The sequence below is a fragment of the Pseudomonas sp. CJQ_9 genome (genome assembly GCF_043106615.1).
In the GTDB taxonomy this organism is placed as follows: Bacteria; Pseudomonadota; Gammaproteobacteria; order Pseudomonadales; family Pseudomonadaceae; genus Aquipseudomonas; species Aquipseudomonas juntendi.
Genome location: NZ_JBICMS010000003.1, coordinates 19,827 through 37,510, shown reverse-complemented (window position 1 = coordinate 37,510; position 17,684 = coordinate 19,827). Strand labels below are relative to the sequence as shown.

Sequence of the window (17,684 nt, the reverse complement as noted above, 5' to 3'; positions counted from 1 at the left end):
GGGGGATTTGTGTTGTCTGTGCTGGCCTCTTCGCGGGCAAGCCCGCTCCCACAGGATTCCACCACATTTGAGGGGTGATTTACCTGTGGGAGCGGGCGTGCCCGCGAAGAGGCCGGATCAGGTTGAATCAGGCTTTGGGCTGATCGGCCAACTGGTCGGCCAGGCGCACGAAGGCTGCCAGGTCCAGCTGCTCCGGGCGCAGGCTGCCATCCACGCCAGCCGCTTCGATGGCCGCGCTGTCGAGCAGGCCCTTCATGGTGTTGCGCAGTGTCTTGCGGCGCTGGTTGAACGCTTCACGCACCACCCGCTCCAGCAGTTGTGCATCTTTGGCCGGGTGAGGCAGCACTTCGTGCGGCACCAGCCGCACGATGGCCGAATCCACTTTCGGTGGCGGGTTGAACGCCCCAGGGCCAACGTTGAACAGGTGTTCCACGCGGCAGTGGTACTGCACCATGATCGACAACCGCCCCCAATCACCACCGCCAGGGCCAGCGGCCATGCGCTCGACCACTTCCTTCTGCAGCATGAAGTGCATGTCCCGGATCAGCCCGGCATGGCTGAGCAGGTGGAAGATCAGCGGCGTGGAGATGTTGTAGGGCAGGTTACCCACCACCTTGAGGCTGCGCGGCGGGACGCCCAGCTGGTTGAAGTCGAACTTCAGCGCGTCGCCCTGGTGCAGGCGGAAATTGCTGCGGTCAGCGAACTTGTGCTGCAGGATCGGCACCAGGTCTTTGTCCAGCTCGACCACGTCCAGTTGCGCGCCGCTGCCCAGCAGGCCCTCGGTGAGGGCGCCCTGGCCCGGGCCGATTTCCAGCAGGTGCTCGCCAGGCTTGGCGTGGATAGCGCGCAGGATGCGGTCGATGATGCCGGCGTCGTGCAGGAAGTTCTGGCCGAAGCGCTTGCGCGCCCGGTGTTGGTATTGCTCGTTCATGGTCGGTTCTCGGCCATCTGGTAGGCGGTTTCCAGCGCGACACGCAGGCTGCCGGTGTCGACCTTGCCGCTGCCGGCCAGGTCCAGGGCGGTGCCGTGGTCAACCGAGGTACGGATGATCGGCAGGCCCAAAGTCACGTTCACGGCCGCACCAAAACCCTTGTACTTGAGTACGGGCAGGCCTTGGTCGTGGTACATCGCCAGCACCGCGTCGCAGTGCTCCAGATATTTGGGGGTAAACAGGGTATCGGCCGGCAGCGGCCCGCGCAGGTCCATGCCTTCGGCGCGCAGGCGGGCCAGGGTCGGCTCGATGATGTCGATTTCTTCGCGGCCCAAGTGGCCGCCTTCACCGGCATGCGGGTTGAGGCCGCACACCAGGATGCGTGGGGCGGTGATGCCGAACTTGTCGCGCATGTCCGCATGCAGGATGCGGGTAACCCGCTCGACGCGCTCGGCAGTGATGGCGTCTGCGATGTCCCGCAGCGGCAGGTGGGTGGTAACCAGGGCCACGCGCAGGCCGCGGGTAGCCAGCATCATCACCACTTGTGCGGTTCGCGTCAGTTCGGCGAGAAATTCGGTGTGCCCGGAAAAGGCGATGCCGCTCTCGTTGATCACACCCTTGTGAACGGGGGCGGTGATCATCCCGGCGAAGTGCCCGTCGAGGCAGCCTTGGCCAGCACGGGTCAGGGTTTGCAGCACGAACGCGGCGTTGGCCGTGTCGAGCTGGCCCGGCGTGACCGGGGCCGCCAGCGGGGTATCCCAGACATACAGGCTGCCCGCTGGCGCTGGCTGCTCGGGCCATTGGCCCGGGGCAACCGGCAACAGGTCGACGGCCAGCCCCAGCTGGGTGGCCCGCTCGGCGAGCAGGTCACGGCTGGTGATGGCAATCAGGGGGTGGGGCTGGGCGTCTGCGGCGAGCAGCAGGCACAGGTCAGGACCTATACCGGCCGGCTCGCCGGGAGTGACGGCGAAGCGCAGGGGCTTCACTGGGCGGCCTGGTCGGCGCCAGGCAGCTTGATTTCAACGTAGGCTTCGTCGCGGATCTGGCGCAGCCAGGTTTGCAGCTCTTCGTCGTATTTGCGGTTACGCAGCACGTTCAGGGCCTGTTGCTCACGCGCCTGCTCGGTGCTGTCGGTGGCCCGACGGCCCAGTACTTCCAGCACGTGCCAGCCATACTGGGTTTTGAACGGCTTGGTCACGACGCCTTGCTGGGCGTTGGCCATCTGCTCGCGGAACTCCGGTACCAGGCTGTTCGGGTCGACCCAGTTGAGGTCACCGCCGTTGAGCGCTGAACCCGGGTCTTCCGAGAAGCTCTTCGCCAGTTCGGCGAAGTCCTCGCCGTTCTTTATGCGTTCGTACAGGCGCTCGGCCAACTGCTCGGTGGCCGCGTCGCTGCGGATCTCGCTTGGCTTGATCAGGATGTGGCGCACGTGCACTTCGTCGCGCAGCACGTTCTCGCTGCCGCCACGCTTCTCTTCCAGCTTGAGGATGATGAAGCCGTTGGGGATGCGGATCGGCTGGGTGATTTCACCCACCGGCATACTGCTGAGCATCTTGGCGAAGTCTGGTGGCAGCTGGGCAGCTTTACGCCAGCCCATTTCGCCGCCTTCCAGGGCGTTTTCGCTGGCGGAACGGGCGATGGCCAGTTGGCCGAAGTCCGCGCCTTGCTTGAGTTGCTGGTACACATCGCCCACCTGGCGTGCAGCCTTCTGGATGTCTTCCGAGTTGGCCGCTTCTGGGGTGGGGATCAGGATGTTGGCCAGGCGGTACTCTTCCGACATCTGCATCTTGCCCATGTCGGAGTTGAGGAAGTTCTTCACTTCCTGCTCCGACACCTGGATGCGCTCGGCCACGCGGCGTTGGCGCACGCGGCTGATGATCATCTCGCGCTTGACCTGGTCGCGGGCGTCGTCGAACGACAGGCCGTCATGGGCCAACGCCGCGCGGAACTGGTCCAGCGACATACCGTTGCGCTGGGCAATGGTGCCGATGGCCTGGTTCAGTTCTTCGTCGGTGATGCGAATGCCGGAGCGTTCGCCAATCTGCAGTTGCAGGTTTTCGACGATCAGGCGTTCCAGTACCTGCTGTTCCAGGGCGCCGGCGGGCGGCACGCTGCCGCCGCGCTTGGCGATGGTTTGCTGAACCTCATGCACGCGCTGGTCCAGCTGGCTTTGCATGACCACGTCGTTGTCGACGATGGCCACCACGCGATCAAGCGGCTGTACCGCGGCATGCACCGCGCCACTCAGCAAAGCGACGCCCAGCAGCACTGGGCGCAGTCGATCAATAAGCTTGGTCTTCACGTTCACGGTAACCTTGAATGCCTTGGTCGAGGAAAGATTCGACCTTGTTGCCAACTACACCACCGAGGCCTTTCAGGACGATCTGAAGGAAGACACCGTGGTCGCCTTTTTCGTTCTGCGGAAGGGCCTGGCTGAAATCGTCGTAGTCGATCCAGTACCGGTTGACCAGACGCAGCTTCCAGCAGCAGTTGTCGTATTCGAAACCACCCATGGCTTCCAGGGTGCGGTTGCGGTTGTAGTCATGCTGCCAGCGGGCAATCACGCTCCACTGCGGCACGATCGGCCAGATGACCGAGAAATCGTGCTGCTGGATTTTGTAGTAATCCTTGATGTAGTTCGGATCGCCTGGGTTGCCATAGTCACCGCCGCCCACCTTCCAGGTACCCGTCGTCGAGTCGTAGGCGATGGTGTCGTTACGGTAGCGGTAGCCGAGGTTGACGATCTTGTTCGGGTTGTCTTCAGGCTGGTAGTGGAACATCGCGCTGCCCGAGCGGGTGCTGCGGCTGTCCGGGTCCCAGTTGAAGTCCGAATTGAAGCGCCAGTCGCGGTTGAAGTAGTAGTTGTACACCAGGGCGTACGGCGACACGTCCGACTGCGAGTCTTTGCGGGTGCGGTAGTCGATACCCGGCAACTGTACCTTGCGGTCTTTGAAGTAGTAGGCCTGGCCGATGCTGAAGTTCTGGCGCTCGAAGCCGTTGTCTTCGATCCAGCGGGTGGTGACACCCAGCGACAGCTTGTTCTCGTCGCCGATGCGGTCGGTGCCGCTGAAGCGGTTGTCGCGGAACAGCGAATCGTAGCTGAACAGGGTTTCGCCCGTATCGAACAGCGGTATGTCCTTCTGGTCCTTGTACGGGACGTAGAGGTAGAACATGCGCGGTTCGAGGGTTTGACGGTAGTTGTTGCCGAACAACGAGGTATTGCGGTCGAAGTACAGGCCGCTGTCGACGCTGAAGACCGGTACATCGCGGCTTACAGAGCTGTCGTAGCTGCCGTAGGCGGCTGGGTTTGCAGCTTCCAGTGCGATCGCATCGGCCTTGCCTTTGCTGTCGAGGTCCAGGTCGTACTGGGTGTAGGCATATTTCAGCTTGGGCGTCAGGAACCCGTAGCTGGCTGTCATCGGGTAGCTGATGGACGGTGCCACATTCAGGCGCGTGCCGTTGGCCCGCTCGATGCCTTGAATGTTCTGATCAAGGCGACGACCTGCTGCCCCGGCCGAGAAGTCCGGGTTGCCGTCTTTGTCGCGGACAAAGTCATTCTTCAGGTCACGTTCAAAGCGTACCGCTTCGGTCTCGTAACCCAGGTTCAGGCCGCCTGGTTGGAATGGCAGGGTACCGTTGAGGGTCAGCTGCGGTAGGCGGTCATACGGCGTGATCTGCGAAATGGTTGCCATTTCGTAGGCATGCACGTTCAGGCGCGCGGTGTAGCTGTCACCACGGTAGGTCAGCGCGCCCTGCTGGTTCAGCACGTCGCGGCTTTCCACGCCGATCTGGTCGGATTCCAGGTCCTGGAAGTAGAACGGGTCGCTGATGTCGGTGTAGTCCACCTCGGTCATCAGGCGTTCGTCCAGGCCACCCTTGTGCTGCCAGTTGACCATCCAGCGCTGGTCTTTGTAGTCCGTCTGGTCTTTGCGGTCGTCGTTCTTGTCGTTCAGGTACGCGCCGCCGAACTGGCCTTCGCTGGACTTGGTCAGATAGCGGAACTCGCCTTCCATCAGCAAGCCGCGCTTGGTCATGTAGCGCGGGTACAACGTGGCATCGTAGTTCGGCGCCAGGTTGAAGTAGTACGGCGTGACCAGCATGAAGCCGGTGTCGCTGCTGCTGCTGAACGAAGGTGGCAGGAAACCGGACTGGCGACGATCGTCGATCGGGAAGTAGATGTACGGTGTGTAGAACACCGGGAAATCCTTGACCCGCAGGGTGACGTTGGTCGCGGTGCCGAAGCCGGTGGCCGGGTTCAGGGTGATGTTGTTGCCCTTCAGCTGCCAGGCGTTGCTGCCCGGTTCGCAGGTGGTGTACGTACCGTCCTTGAGACGGATGATGGCGTTTTCGCCACGCTTGGCGTACAGGGCGCTGCCACGGATATGCGACTTGTGCATCACGTATTCGGCGTTGTCGACCTGGGCTTCGCCCGTGTCGAGCTGAATCTGTGCCTGGTCACCGACTACCAGCGAGCCGTTGTCACGGATCTTGACGTTGCCTTTGAGCTCGCCACGGTTTTCGGCCTGGTACAGGTTGGCTTCGTCCGCTTCGGCCTGCATGCTGCCCTGGCGCATGACCACGTCACCGGCGAGGGTAGCGATCTGCTGCTCCTGCTGGTACTTGGACACCTTGGCATTGATGTAGGTCGGCGACTCGTCCTTGGGCGTGGTGTCGGCCATGCCTGGGCGAGTCGGCTCGATGTAGGCGCCACCGCAGTACGGGCCGGTTTCGGCCAGCTGTGCGGCAGTGAGCTTCTCACGCGGCACCCAGTCGAGGTGGCTGTAGTCTTCGCTGCGCGACTTCAGGCCGCGGCCTTTGGCCTCGGTGACCAGCATCGGCCGGTCCGCAGTTTCGCCTTCGCTCGCGGCTTCGGTGCCGCCGCTGACGGCGGCACCTTCGTGCACCGGGCGTGGCGGCAGGTTGCTGGCTGGGGTCTTGGGCTTGCAGTCCCAGCCGCCGGCGGCGGACACTTGGCAGTCAAACTGCTCGGCTGCCACCACGTACGATGTGGCCAGAGGTTGCAGGGCCAGCAGACCGCCGGTGACCAGCAACGGAAACTTTCTACGAAACGCGGGGGATTTCAATGCCATCTTATTAGTCCGGGCTTCCTGCGTGCCATCTGCCCGCGTGTGGGGCCGCACGCCTCTCGATGGTCTGAAAAAGATGCTGGATAATAAAGCATGACCCGCTTGACGGCTAGGGCCGTCGGAGACCCTTGTAATGCCTGAACACGATGTACGCCTGCAACAGCTGACGGTCTGGCTCGCCGAGCAGCTCGATGATCTTTTCCGCAGCAAGGCTTGGGGCGAGGTGCCCGAAGGCCGCCTGACCGCGGCCAGCAGCGATGCCAGCTTCCGCCGTTACTTCCGCTGGCAGGGGGCTGGGCACAGCTTCGTGGTCATGGACGCGCCCCCGCCGCAGGAGAACTGCCGACCGTTCGTCGCCATCGACCACCTGCTGGCCAGCGCCGATGTGAATGTGCCGCAGATCCACGCCCAGGACCTGGAGCGTGGGTTCCTGCTGCTGGGTGACCTGGGTCACCAGACATACCTGGATATCATTGATGCCGACAATGCCGACAGCCTGTTCGCCGACGCCATCGAGGCGTTGCTGAAGTTCCAGCGCCTGCCGATGGACGCCCAGTTGCCGAGCTACGACGACGCCCTGCTGCGCCGCGAGGTTGAACTGTTCCCGGAATGGTACGTAGGGCGCGAGCTTGGTTTGGCCCTCAGCGATAGCCAGAAAGCCGCCTGGCAGCGTGTCAGCCAGCTGTTGATCGACAGCGCCCTGGCCCAGCCGAAGGTGCTGGTGCACCGCGACTACATGCCGCGCAACCTGATGCAGAGCACCCCGAACCCTGGCGTGCTGGACTTCCAGGATGCGGTATACGGCCCGGTCACCTACGACATTACCTGCCTGTTCAAGGATGCCTTCCTCAGCTGGCCACAGTCGCGCGTCGAAGGCTGGTTGCGTGCCTACTGGCAGCAGGCACTGGCGGCCGATATCCCGGTGCATGCGCAGTTCGAGGCGTTCCAGCGTGCCAGCGACCTGATGGGCGTGCAGCGCCATTTGAAGGTGATCGGCATCTTTGCCCGTATCTGCCACCGCGACGGCAAGCCGCGCTACCTGGGCGACGTGCCGCGTTTCTTCGCCTATATAGAAGAAGTGATCGGTCGCCGGCCCGAATTGGCGGAGCTGGGTGAGCTGATTGCCGAGCTGCAAGCCGGAGCGCATGCATGAAGGCAATGATCCTGGCGGCGGGGAAGGGTGAACGCATGCGCCCGCTGACGCTGCACACACCCAAACCGTTGGTTCCGGTCGCCGGCCAGCCGCTGATCGAATACCACCTGCGTGCGCTGGCGGCTGCGGGTGTCCGTGAAGTGGTGATCAACCATGCCTGGCTCGGCCAGCAGATCGAAGAGCACCTGGGCGATGGCGGCCGCTTCGGCCTGCGCATTTGCTACTCGCCGGAGGGTGAGCCGCTGGAAACCGGCGGCGGTATCTTCAAGGCGCTGCCCTTGCTGGGCGATGCTCCCTTCCTGCTGGTGAACGGCGATGTCTGGACCGACTACGACTTCACCCGCCTACAGGCCCCCCTGCAAGGCCTGGCGCACCTGGTGCTGGTCGATAACCCTGGCCACCATGGCCGTGGCGACTTCCGCCTGGCGGGCGGGCAGGTGGTCGATGGCGATGACGCGCCGGGTACGCTGACGTTCAGTGGTATCTCGGTCCTGCACCCGGCGCTGTTCGCGGGTTGCCAGGCTGGTGCCTTCAAACTGGCGCCGTTGTTGCGCCAGGCCATGGCGGCTGGCCAGGTCACGGGCGAGCACTACCGCGGGCAGTGGGTGGATGTCGGCACGCTCGAGCGGCTGGCCGAGGCCGAGCGGCTGATCGGCGAGCGCGCCTGACATGTGGTGGCCAGGCACACTGATTGGCGCTGGCGCGGGCTTTGCCGTGGCCAATATCCCCGGGGCGCTGTTGGGGCTGCTGCTCGGCCAGGCCCTCGACCGCCGCTTGCGCCTGCAGGGCTGGGATGACATGCGCGACCGCCTCAGCGGGCGCCCGGCGCTGGCTGACGAAGAGTTGCTGTTCGTGATGCTGGGGCGCCTGGCCAAGAGCGATGGCCGGGTGGCCGAGCAGCACATCCAGCAGGCGCGCCAGGAAATGTCGCGGCTGGACCTGGCGGAGCCGGCCCGTTTGCGCGCGATCAAGGCGTTCAACCGTGGCAAGGCCGGCAAGGACCGGCTAGGCGGCCACTTGCGGCGGATTCGCGAACAGCCGCATGCGGCCGAAGGCACCTTGCGCGCCTGTTGGCGCATGGTCTGGGCCGACGGCAAGATGGGCAACAAGGAGCGTGAGCTGCTGCTGGACTGGGGGCAGAAGCTGGGCCTGAGCCGCCGCCAGGTGCAGGCCATGTCGGTGGAATACGAGCCGCGCAGGGCTGCCCGGCCGCAAGGGCTGGCCATGACCTATGCGGCGGCGTTGCGCTTGCTGGCGGTAGAGGCGGACACCGAAGCTGACAAGGTCAAGCAGGCGTATCGCCGGCTGGTCAGCCGGCATCACCCGGACAAACTGGCAGGCACCGGCGCCAGCGAGGCACAGGTGCGTGAAGCGACCGAGCGCACGCGCGAGTTGCACCAGGCCTATGCCATGATCCGCAAGCGCCGGGGCCTTTGAGGGCCTCATCGCCGGCAAGCCAGCCCTCATAGAACAATGCATTACTTATTGATTTAGCAGGGGCCTTGTGGGAGCGGGCATGTCGAACCGCCGCGAACACCGGCGTAGCCGGTGCCAGCCACCGCGCTGGATTCTTCGCGGGCACGCCCGCTCCCACAGGTAATACACAACGCCTGAGTATTGTGGCCTACCTGTGGGGGCAACCTTACCCTTGCGGGTTCATCCAGCCTCGCACGCGGCGGAACAACTGCTCTTGCTCGGCGGCCTGGTTGCCTGGCATGGCGATCAGCGACAACTGCCGGTACTGGCTGTCTTTCTGCCGCTTGCTGGCCTGCAAGCGCAGCGCGGCGGCGCTGCGGTCAGCACTGCGGGTGGCGTAGTAGATGTCGGCGGTGGGCACCTTCAACGTCGGCGCCAGGCTTTCCAGGTCATGCTCCACGCGCGCCGGCGTCTGCGCCGCCACCATGACCAGCCTGTGCACCTGCGGCGGCTGTTTTTCGCTCAGGTAGCGGGCTGCCCAGTACGCACCGCTGCCATGACCGATCAGCACGATGCTGCGGGCATTGCGCTGTTGGGCAAACGCCACGGCGGCATCCAGGCGGGCGAAAATCCGCTCGGCATCGGCCGGGTCGCTCTGTTCGCTGGCCAGTTCGGCATCGGTGCTTTCTGCGGTGTCGGCATCGGCGGCGGTGGCCTGGGCGACATTGGCATTGGCGTCGGCTGGCACATCCTTGACCGGTGCACGCTCACCCTGGGCTTGGTCCGTTGCGGCCTTGGGCTTGGCTTCTACCCGGGCTTGCGGGCTGTCGGCGAGCAGGTCAGGCATGCTTATGCTCAGGCTGTGCCAGCCGACATCCGGGAATTTTTGCCGCAGCGGGCCAACGGCATTTGGCCAGTCGGCGTTTTCGCCGGCACCCGGCACGATGATCACGGCACCTTGCGGATCACTGTCGTTGGCCGGCTTCCACAACGCCAGGAAGCTGTCGGCACCTGCCTGTAGCGTCTGTTGCTCGGCCTTGGGTACCAGCCGCTCGAGTGCCAGGGCATCCTCTTGGCTGCGCTCGAGCAGCGGCGGGCGCGGTGTCTCGGCTGCCGGTGCCGTATTGGCAGCCGGCGGTGTTTCGGCATCGGCGGCCAAGGCGCCGAGTGGAAGGATCGAAGCCAGGCAGCACATTGCCAGCGTCGTGCGATAAAGTGTGGACATGCGTCAACCCAAGGCCAGAATGATACCGGCAGCCTAATAGTATTTGCCCGTGACGGCCATGCTGCATGGCCGCCTTGCCAAAACGAGCGTATAGATGAAGCGAGTGCGTCGCCTGTTGGTTATCGGCTGCTTGTGGCTGCCCTTGATTGCATTTGCCCGGCCCGAGGCGCCGGCCACTGTTGCGCTCGAGCCGGCCCAGCAGCAGTGGTTGGACGCGCACCGCAGCCTGCGTGTGGGCCTGGTGCTGCAAGCACCCTATGCTCAGTTCGACCGGCGCCTGCAGCAGTTGTACGGTGCCAACGTTGAATTGGTCAGCAACCTGGCACACGTGCTGCGCCTGGACCTGACCTGGCGCCATTTCAGTGACCAGGCCAGCCTGGAGCATGCCCTGCAGAACGGCGAAATCGACTTCGCTCCCGGCCTTACCCAGACCCCGGCCAGCCTGCGCCTGTGGTTATTCAGCGACCCGTACATGCGTGTGCCGCAATTGGTGGTAGGGCCACGCACTGGGGCCATGGCGATGGAGCTGGAAAAGCTCGACCGCGAGCAGCGCGTGGCCGTGCGCATGCCCAGCCAACTGGCAGAGTACTTGCGTGGTAACTACAGCAACCTGAACCTGCAGGGGGTGCCCAGCGAGCGCGAGGCCCTACAGCTGGTGGTGGGCGGCCAGGCCAGCTTCGCCGTGCTGGACGAGGCGCAACTCAGCCGCCTGTCACGCGAGAGCGAGTTCGGTGAGCTGGCCGTGGTGGGCGATATTGGCCTGCCGCAGTTGCTGCGGCTGGGCTCGCGGCGTGACTGGCCGGTGTTGGCCGATGTGCTCGAACAAGGCTTGCAGGCCCTTCCTGCCAAGGAGCTGGAGCAACTGCACCAGCGCTGGTTGCAGCCCAAGTACCCCCGCCTGAGCGAGTCGCCGGGTTTCTGGCAGAACCTGGCGCTGCTGTTCGGCCTGCTGCTGCTGTGCGCCCTGGCTACCCTGGTGTGGCAACGCCGGCAACAGCGCCAACTGGAGCGTAGCCTGCTGGCTGCGCGGGAAAGCCTGGTGGAGCGCCAGGTGCGTGAAGAGGCCCTGCGCCTGAGCCAGTTCGCGATTGACCAGAGTACGGTGGGTATTCTGTGGGTCAACTGGGACAGCCATGTCCGGTACGCCAACCACGCCGCTGAACGCATGCTCGGTTATGCCGAAGGCGAGCTTCTGGAGCGGCCGCTGAGCGACTTCGAGCCGAGCCTGACCATGGACCGCTGGCTGGAGCTGTGGAAAGGCGCCCGCGCCGGGGCTGGCGGTGTAGGCCAGTTCGAAGCGCAGTGTAAGCGCGCGGACCACAGCTTGCTGCCGGTCGAGCTGTCGTTGAGCTTCTTGCGCTTTCGCGACTCGGAGTACCTGGTGGTGTACCTGGCCGACGTTACCGAACGGCACCGGGCCTTGGCGGCTTTACGCGAAAGCGAGGCGCGGCTAAAGGGCATTGCCGGCAACGTGCCGGGGCTGGTGTTCCGCCTGGAGCGGGACCCGGCCGAGGGCGAGCTGGAGTTCCCCTATATCAGTGAAGGCAGCGAGGCTCTGGTCGGGTATACGCCCAGCGAGATCCAGCACCCGCAAATGGGCCTGCGCAACCTGGTACACCCCGATGACCGCGCCGATTACCATCGGGTCCAGGACCTGGCCCTGGCCAGCGACCAGGACTGGTCCTGGCAGGGGCGTATTCTCACCCGCCAGGGGGAACAGCGCTGGGCCGACATCAAGGCCAGTACCCGACACCTGGGCAACGGTCAGGTGGTATGGGACGGCGTGGTGTGGGATATCACCCAGGGCAAGCGCGCCGAACTGGCGCTGGCCAAGTCCCAGGAGCAGCTGCGCGAGCTGTCGGCCCACTTGGAAAGCGTGCGTGAGGAAGAGAAGGCCCGTATCGCCCGCGAAGTGCATGATGAGCTGGGGCAGATGCTGACCGTGCTCAAGCTGGAAGTGTCAATGTGCGAGCTGGCGTTTGCCGAGCTCGACCCAGGGCTTAACGAGCGCCTGGCCAGCATGAAGCGCTTGATCGCCCAGTTGTTCCAGTTGGTGCGTGATGTGGCCACTGCCCTGCGCCCGCCGATTCTCGACGCGGGCATCGCCTCGGCCATCGAGTGGCAGGCCAGGCGTTTCGAAGCCCGTACGCAAATCCCCTGCCTGGTGCAGGTACCGGATAATCTGCCAGCATTGAGTGACGCCAAGGCCACCGGGCTGTTTCGCATTCTGCAGGAGGCGTTGACCAATGTGATGCGCCATGCCCAGGCGCACAGCGTGGAAATCGAGCTGGTTCATCAGGGCGGGCAGTTACGCCTGACAGTCAGTGATGATGGCCAGGGCTTTTGCCGTGAGCAGGCCCGGCCCACCTCGTTTGGCCTGGTCGGCGTACGCGAGCGGGTACTGATGTTGGGCGGCAGCATGGTGCTGGACAGTCAGCCGGGCGAGGGCACCAGCCTGAGCGTGGCCATACCGTTGGAGTAGGAGAGCAAACGTGATTCGAGTGCTGGTGGCCGAAGACCACACCATTGTCCGTGAAGGCATCAAGCAGCTGATTGGCCTGGCCAAGGACATGCAGGTGGTGGGGGAGGCCGGGAATGGCGAGCAGTTGCTCGAGACCCTGCGGCATACGCCGTGCGAAGTGGTACTGCTGGATATCTCGATGCCGGGCGTGAGCGGGCTGGAGGCGATCCCGCGGATTCGCGCGCTGCTCGACGCGCCGGCGATCCTGATGCTGTCGATGCATGACGAGGCGCAAATGGCCGCGCGGGCGCTGAAGGCCGGTGCGGCGGGCTATGCCACCAAGGACAGCGACCCGGCGCTACTGCTGACGGCGATTCGCCGGGTGGCTGCTGGCGGGCGCTATATCGACCCGGCGTTGGCTGACCGCATGGTGTTCGAAGTGGGCCTGACCGAGTCGCGGCCGTTGCACACCCTGCTCTCGGAGCGGGAGTTTTCCGTGTTCGAGCGCCTGGCCCAGGGCGCCAACGTCAATGACATTGCCCAGCAACTGGCGCTGTCGAGCAAGACCATCAGTACACACAAGGCGCGGTTGATGCAGAAGCTGAAGGTGAACTCGCTGGCGGAGCTTGTGAAGTACGCCATGGAGCACAAGCTGGTCTGATTGCGACCCCGGCGGTATCTGCGGTGCAGCGGGAATTCTGGGGCCGCTGCGCGCACCATCGCGACACAACGCAGCCCCGCAGAGGCGAGGCTGTTCTGAAAGCGCCATCCTTGTAGGGCAATCCCTACATCAAATCTTCCATCCGGATGATGGCATTCTCTCAGCACCCCCGATTTTCCGGCGCTTGCGCCTCTTTTACGCTTTGCCCACGCAGTCATCCAACAAGAAGGTGCAGGCATGAGCGAGGCGAAGTCGAACGCTGCAACCAGCGAAACGCTGGTCAGCTTCCGTGGTGTGCAGAAGAGCTACGACGGCGAGTCGCTGATCGTCAAAGACCTTAACCTGGATATCCGCAAGGGCGAATTCCTCACCCTGCTTGGCCCTTCTGGTTCGGGCAAGACCACCAGCCTGATGATGCTGGCGGGGTTCGAAACCCCCACCGCCGGGGAAATCCAGCTCGCCGGGCGCTCGATCAACAATGTACCGCCGCACAAGCGTGATATCGGCATGGTGTTCCAGAACTATGCGCTGTTCCCGCACATGACGGTTGCGGAAAACCTGGCCTTCCCGCTGACCGTGCGCAATTTGAGCAAGACCGATATCAGCGAACGGGTCAAGCGCGTGCTGAACATGGTGCAACTGGATGCCTTTGCCAAGCGCTACCCCGGCCAGCTTTCTGGCGGCCAGCAACAGCGCGTGGCGTTGGCCCGGGCGCTGGTGTTCGAGCCCCAGTTGGTGCTGATGGACGAGCCGCTCGGGGCACTGGACAAGCAGCTGCGTGAGCACATGCAGATGGAGATCAAGCACATTCATCAGCGCCTGGGGGTGACCGTGGTGTACGTGACCCACGATCAGGGCGAAGCGCTGACCATGTCTGACCGGGTGGCGGTGTTCCACCAGGGTGAGATCCAGCAGATCGCCGACCCGCGCACGCTGTACGAGGAACCCTGCAACACCTTCGTCGCCAATTTCATCGGCGAGAACAACCGCCTCAACGGCACGCTGCTGGCCAGCGACGGCAAGCGCTGCCAGGTGCAGCTGCCGCGCGGTGAGCGGGTCGAGGCACTGGCAGTGAATGTCGGCCAGGCCGGCGAACCGGTCACCCTGTCAATCCGCCCCGAGCGGGTACGCCTGAACGGCCACAGCGAAAGCTGCGCGAACCGCTTCTCGGGCCGGGTGGCGGAATTCATCTACCTGGGCGACCACGTGCGGGTGCGCCTGGAAGTTTGCGGCAAGGGCGATTTCTTCGTGAAACAGCCCATTGCCGAACTCGACCCGGCCCTGGCCGTGGGCGATGTGGTACCGCTGGGCTGGGAGGTGGAGCACGCCCGCGCGCTCGATCCGATTGCCGAAGCCCATTGATGGATTGCTTCACCAACCCTGTACTGTGGAGAGAACAAGAATGCGTAAGCAGTTGAAACTGACCGCCCTGGCCCTGGGGCTGTTCACCGCTGGCCAGGCCATGGCCGCAGACCTCACCGTGGTCTCGTTCGGCGGTGCCAACAAGGCCGCCCAGGTCAAGGCGTTCTATGAGCCGTGGGAAAAGGCCGGGCATGGCAAGATCGTCGCAGGCGAGTACAACGGCGAAATGGCCAAGGTCAAAGCCATGGTCGATACCAAGAGCGTGTCGTGGAACTTGGTGGAGGTAGAGTCGCCAGAGCTGGCCCGCGGCTGTGACGAGGGCATGTTCGAAGAGCTCGACCCCGCTCTGTTCGGCAATGAAGCCGATTACGTGCCGGGCGCCATCCAGCCTTGTGGCGTGGGCTTCTTCGTCTGGTCCACGGTATTGGCCTACAACGCGGACAAGCTCAAGACCGCGCCGACCAGCTGGGCCGACTTCTGGGACACCAAGAAATTCCCTGGCAAGCGCGGCTTGCGCAAGGGTGCCAAGTACACCCTGGAATTCGCCCTGATGGCCGACGGTGTGGCGCCCAAGGACGTTTACCAGGTGCTGGGTACCAAGGAGGGCGTTGACCGCGCCTTCAAGAAGCTCGACGAGCTCAAACCAAGCATCCAGTGGTGGGAAGCAGGTGCCCAGCCACCTCAGTACCTGGCCTCGGGTGACGTGGTCATGAGCTCGGCCTATAACGGCCGCATCGCGGCGGTGCAGAAGGAGAGCAACCTCAAGGTAGTGTGGAATGGCGGCATCTATGACTTCGATGCCTGGGCCATCCCGAAAGGTGCCAAGGATGCCGACCAGGCGAAGAAATTCATCGCCTTCAGCGTGCAGCCTGAGCAGCAGAAGATCTACTCCGAGAACATCGCCTACGGCCCGGCCAATTCCAAGGCCGTGAGCCTGCTGTCGGACGAGGTGAAGAAAGACATGCCGACCACGCCTGAGAACATTGCCAACCAGGTGCAAATCGACGTGGCCTTCTGGGCCGACAACAGCGAGCAGCTGGAGCAACGCTTCAACGCCTGGGCGGCGAAGAAGTAACCGACCAGCGTAAGGGGGCCGCTATGCGGCCCCAATTTCAGTTCGTATCGCGGAGTTTGCCATGGCCATTGCAGTGCCACTCAAAGAAGGCGCAGGTCAAAGTCTGAAGCAGCGCCTCAAGCATGCCGAGCGGGTCAACCGCTGGAAGGCGCAAGCGCTGATCGCGCCGCTGGCGCTGTTCCTTCTGCTGGTGTTCCTGGTGCCGATCGCGGCGCTGCTGTACAAGAGCGTCGGCAACCCGGAGGTGGTCGGTGGCCTGCCGCGCACGGTCGACGTCATCAGCCAGTGGGACGGCAAGAGCCTGCCTGGCGAGGACGTGTACAAGGCGCTGAGCCAGGACCTGGCCGAGTCGCGCAAGAACCAGACCCTGGGCGACCTGTCCAAACGCCTGAACATGGAACTGGCCGGCTACCGCAGCCTGCTGGCCAAGACGGCGCGCGCATTGCCGTTCAAGACCGAGCCCGCCTCTTACAAGGATGCCCTGCAGGCCCTGGACGAACGTTGGGGCGACCCGGCCTACTGGCAGGCGATCCGCCGCAACACCAGCACGCTGACCTCATTCTACCTGCTGGCTTCGCTGGACCACCGTATCGATGACCTTGGCGAACTGGCCAAGGCTACCCCGGACCAGGCCATTTACCTGGATATCTTTGCCCGCACCCTGTGGATGGGTGTGGTGATTACCGCCATTTGCCTGGTGCTGGCCTACCCGCTGGCGTACCTGCTGGCCAACCTGCCGACCCGGCAGAGCAACCTGTTGATGATTCTGGTGTTGCTGCCGTTCTGGACTTCGATCCTGGTGCGGGTGGCAGCGTGGATCGTATTACTGCAGTCGGGCGGGCTGATCAACAGTGCGCTGATGGCCATGGGCATCATCGACCAGCCGCTGGAATTGGTGTTCAACCGCACCGGCGTGTACATCTCGATGGTGCACATTCTGCTGCCGTTCATGATCCTGCCGCTGTACAGCGTGATGAAAGGCATTTCGCCAAGCTACATGCGCGCGGCGATTTCGCTGGGCTGTCACCCGTTCGCCAGCTTCTGGCGGGTGTACTTCCCCCAAACCTATGCCGGTGTCGGCGCCGGGTGCCTGTTGGTGTTCATCCTGGCCATTGGTTACTACATCACCCCGGCACTGCTGGGTAGCCCGAACGACCAGATGGTCAGCTACTTCGTGGCCTTCTATACCAACACCAGCATCAACTGGGGCATGGCCACCGCACTGGGCGGGCTGTTGCTGCTGGCGACCGTGCTGCTGTACCTGATCTATAGCTGGCTGGTCGGCGCCAGCCGCCTGCGCCTGAGCTGAGGAGCCTTGTCATGCTGAGCCCTTACATGTCGCCCGTGGAGCGGGTGTGGTTCTACAGCCTGCGCATTCTTTGCGGCCTGATCCTGCTGTTCCTGATCTTGCCGGTGCTGGTGATCGTGCCGTTGTCGTTCAACAGTGGCAGCTTCCTGGTGTACCCGTTGCAGGGCTTCTCGCTGCAGTGGTACCAGGACTTCTTCAACTCGGCCGAATGGATGCGGGCGCTGAAGAACAGCATCATCGTTGCCCCTGCGGCCACGGTGCTGGCCATGGTGTTCGGCACGTTGGCGGCCATCGGCCTGACCCGCGGGGACTTTCCCGGCAAGTCGCTGGTGATGGCACTGGTGATTTCGCCGATGGTGGTGCCGGTGGTGATCATCGGGGTGGCCAGCTATCTGTTCTTTGCCCCGCTGGGCATGGGCAACAGCTTCACCTCGCTGATTCTGGTGCATGCGGTGCTGGGCGTGCCGTTCGTCATCATCACGGTGTCGGCAACCTTGCAGGGCTTCAACTACAATCTGGTGCGCGCGGCAGCCAGCCTGGGCGCTTCGCCCCTGCTGACCTTCCGCCGGGTGACCCTGCCGTTGATCGCCCCCGGGGTGATTTCGGGGGCGCTGTTCGCCTTTGCCACGTCGTTCGATGAGGTCGTGGTGACCCTGTTCCTCGCCGGCCCGGAGCAGGCGACCCTGCCGCGGCAGATGTTCAGCGGTATTCGCGAGAACCTGAGCCCGACCATCGCTGCCGCGGCGACGTTGCTGATTGCGTTTTCGGTGATCCTGCTGCTGACCCTGGAGTGGCTGCGCGGGCGTAGCGAGAAGCTGAGAACCCAGCAGCCTGCCTGATTTTCCAGTAGCTGTACGGGCCTTATCGCCGGCAAGCTGGCTCCCACAGTGTTCTGCACAAGAGTCATGCGATGCAGAAACCTGTGGAGATCCCATGTGGGAGCCGGCTTGCCGGCGATAGGGCCCGTACAGGCACTACAAGGCTTTTGGTCACTGGTCGACACC

The 17,684-nt window shown here is 63.9% G+C and carries 14 protein-coding genes; 9 read left to right on the top strand and 5 right to left on the bottom strand.

What is annotated here, in order from left to right; all coding sequences use genetic code 11:
• Window positions 1–127: 127 nt before the first annotated feature.
• From rsmA to ACF8SD_RS01020, 4 genes are read right to left on the bottom strand one after another with little or no spacing between them, the layout of a single operon-like run.
• Window positions 128–931 (bottom strand): 16S rRNA (adenine(1518)-N(6)/adenine(1519)-N(6))-dimethyltransferase RsmA, encoded by an 804-nt coding sequence (gene rsmA, locus ACF8SD_RS01035; protein ID WP_173887413.1) that lies wholly within the window; start codon window positions 929–931, stop codon window positions 128–130.
• On the bottom strand, window positions 928–1,917 hold the full coding sequence (gene pdxA, locus ACF8SD_RS01030; RefSeq protein WP_173887414.1) for a 4-hydroxythreonine-4-phosphate dehydrogenase PdxA: 990 nt from the start codon (window positions 1,915–1,917) through the stop codon (window positions 928–930). The genes rsmA and pdxA overlap by 4 nt, the downstream gene beginning before the upstream one ends.
• Window positions 1,914–3,233, bottom strand: a complete 1,320-nt coding sequence (gene surA / locus ACF8SD_RS01025; RefSeq protein WP_392483415.1) for a peptidylprolyl isomerase SurA — start codon at window positions 3,231–3,233, stop codon at window positions 1,914–1,916. Before surA ends, pdxA begins: the two co-directional genes overlap by 4 nt.
• The gene (locus ACF8SD_RS01020) at window positions 3,214–6,021 is read right to left on the bottom strand and encodes an LPS-assembly protein LptD (protein WP_392483414.1); all 2,808 of its coding nucleotides are present in this window, start codon (window positions 6,019–6,021) and stop codon (window positions 3,214–3,216) included. Before ACF8SD_RS01020 ends, surA begins: the two co-directional genes overlap by 20 nt.
• Window positions 6,022–6,151: 130 nt before the next feature.
• On the opposite strand from ACF8SD_RS01020, the gene ACF8SD_RS01015 reads away from it, so the two are divergent.
• Genes ACF8SD_RS01015 through ACF8SD_RS01005 form a run of 3 tightly spaced genes read left to right on the top strand, consistent with a single transcriptional unit; the run spans window position 6,152 to window position 8,608 of the window.
• On the top strand, window positions 6,152–7,171 hold the full coding sequence (locus tag ACF8SD_RS01015; RefSeq protein ID WP_392483413.1) for an aminoglycoside phosphotransferase family protein: 1,020 nt from the start codon (window positions 6,152–6,154) through the stop codon (window positions 7,169–7,171).
• Window positions 7,168–7,839, top strand: coding sequence for an N-acetylmuramate alpha-1-phosphate uridylyltransferase MurU (murU, locus tag ACF8SD_RS01010; RefSeq protein WP_392483412.1), 672 nt, complete (start codon window positions 7,168–7,170; stop codon window positions 7,837–7,839). Before ACF8SD_RS01015 ends, murU begins: the two co-directional genes overlap by 4 nt.
• Before the next feature lies 1 nt (window position 7,840).
• Entirely contained in the window at window positions 7,841–8,608 is a 768-nt protein-coding gene (locus tag ACF8SD_RS01005; protein ID WP_392483411.1) for a TerB family tellurite resistance protein, read from the top strand.
• A 205-nt stretch (window positions 8,609–8,813) separates the two neighbouring features.
• Here the strand turns inward: ACF8SD_RS01005 and ACF8SD_RS01000 are convergent, their stop codons facing one another.
• Complete coding sequence (locus ACF8SD_RS01000) at window positions 8,814–9,812, bottom strand: alpha/beta hydrolase family protein (RefSeq protein ID WP_392483410.1); 999 nt, start codon at window positions 9,810–9,812, stop codon at window positions 8,814–8,816.
• Between the two features lie 94 nt (window positions 9,813–9,906).
• On the opposite strand from ACF8SD_RS01000, the gene ACF8SD_RS00995 reads away from it, so the two are divergent.
• From ACF8SD_RS00995 to ACF8SD_RS00970, 6 genes are all read left to right on the top strand, one after another.
• Window positions 9,907–12,294: a PAS domain S-box protein gene (locus tag ACF8SD_RS00995; RefSeq protein WP_392483408.1), complete on the top strand. Its 2,388-nt coding sequence runs from the start codon at window positions 9,907–9,909 to the stop codon at window positions 12,292–12,294.
• Window positions 12,295–12,304: 10 nt separating this feature from the next.
• A complete protein-coding gene (locus ACF8SD_RS00990; RefSeq protein ID WP_009685247.1) occupies window positions 12,305–12,934 on the top strand; it encodes a response regulator transcription factor in 630 nt (209 codons plus the stop codon).
• Between the two features lie 237 nt (window positions 12,935–13,171).
• The gene (locus ACF8SD_RS00985) at window positions 13,172–14,296 is read left to right on the top strand and encodes an ABC transporter ATP-binding protein (RefSeq protein WP_173887421.1); all 1,125 of its coding nucleotides are present in this window, start codon (window positions 13,172–13,174) and stop codon (window positions 14,294–14,296) included.
• Window positions 14,297–14,336: 40 nt separating this feature from the next.
• Window positions 14,337–15,371, top strand: coding sequence for an ABC transporter substrate-binding protein (locus ACF8SD_RS00980; protein ID WP_029885951.1), 1,035 nt, complete (start codon window positions 14,337–14,339; stop codon window positions 15,369–15,371).
• 61 nt (window positions 15,372–15,432) lie between these two features.
• Window positions 15,433–16,680, top strand: a complete 1,248-nt coding sequence (locus ACF8SD_RS00975) for an ABC transporter permease (protein WP_392483407.1) — start codon at window positions 15,433–15,435, stop codon at window positions 16,678–16,680.
• An 11-nt stretch (window positions 16,681–16,691) separates the two neighbouring features.
• Window positions 16,692–17,519, top strand: a complete 828-nt coding sequence (locus ACF8SD_RS00970; protein WP_009685251.1) for an ABC transporter permease — start codon at window positions 16,692–16,694, stop codon at window positions 17,517–17,519.
• Window positions 17,520–17,684: the final 165 nt, after the last annotated feature.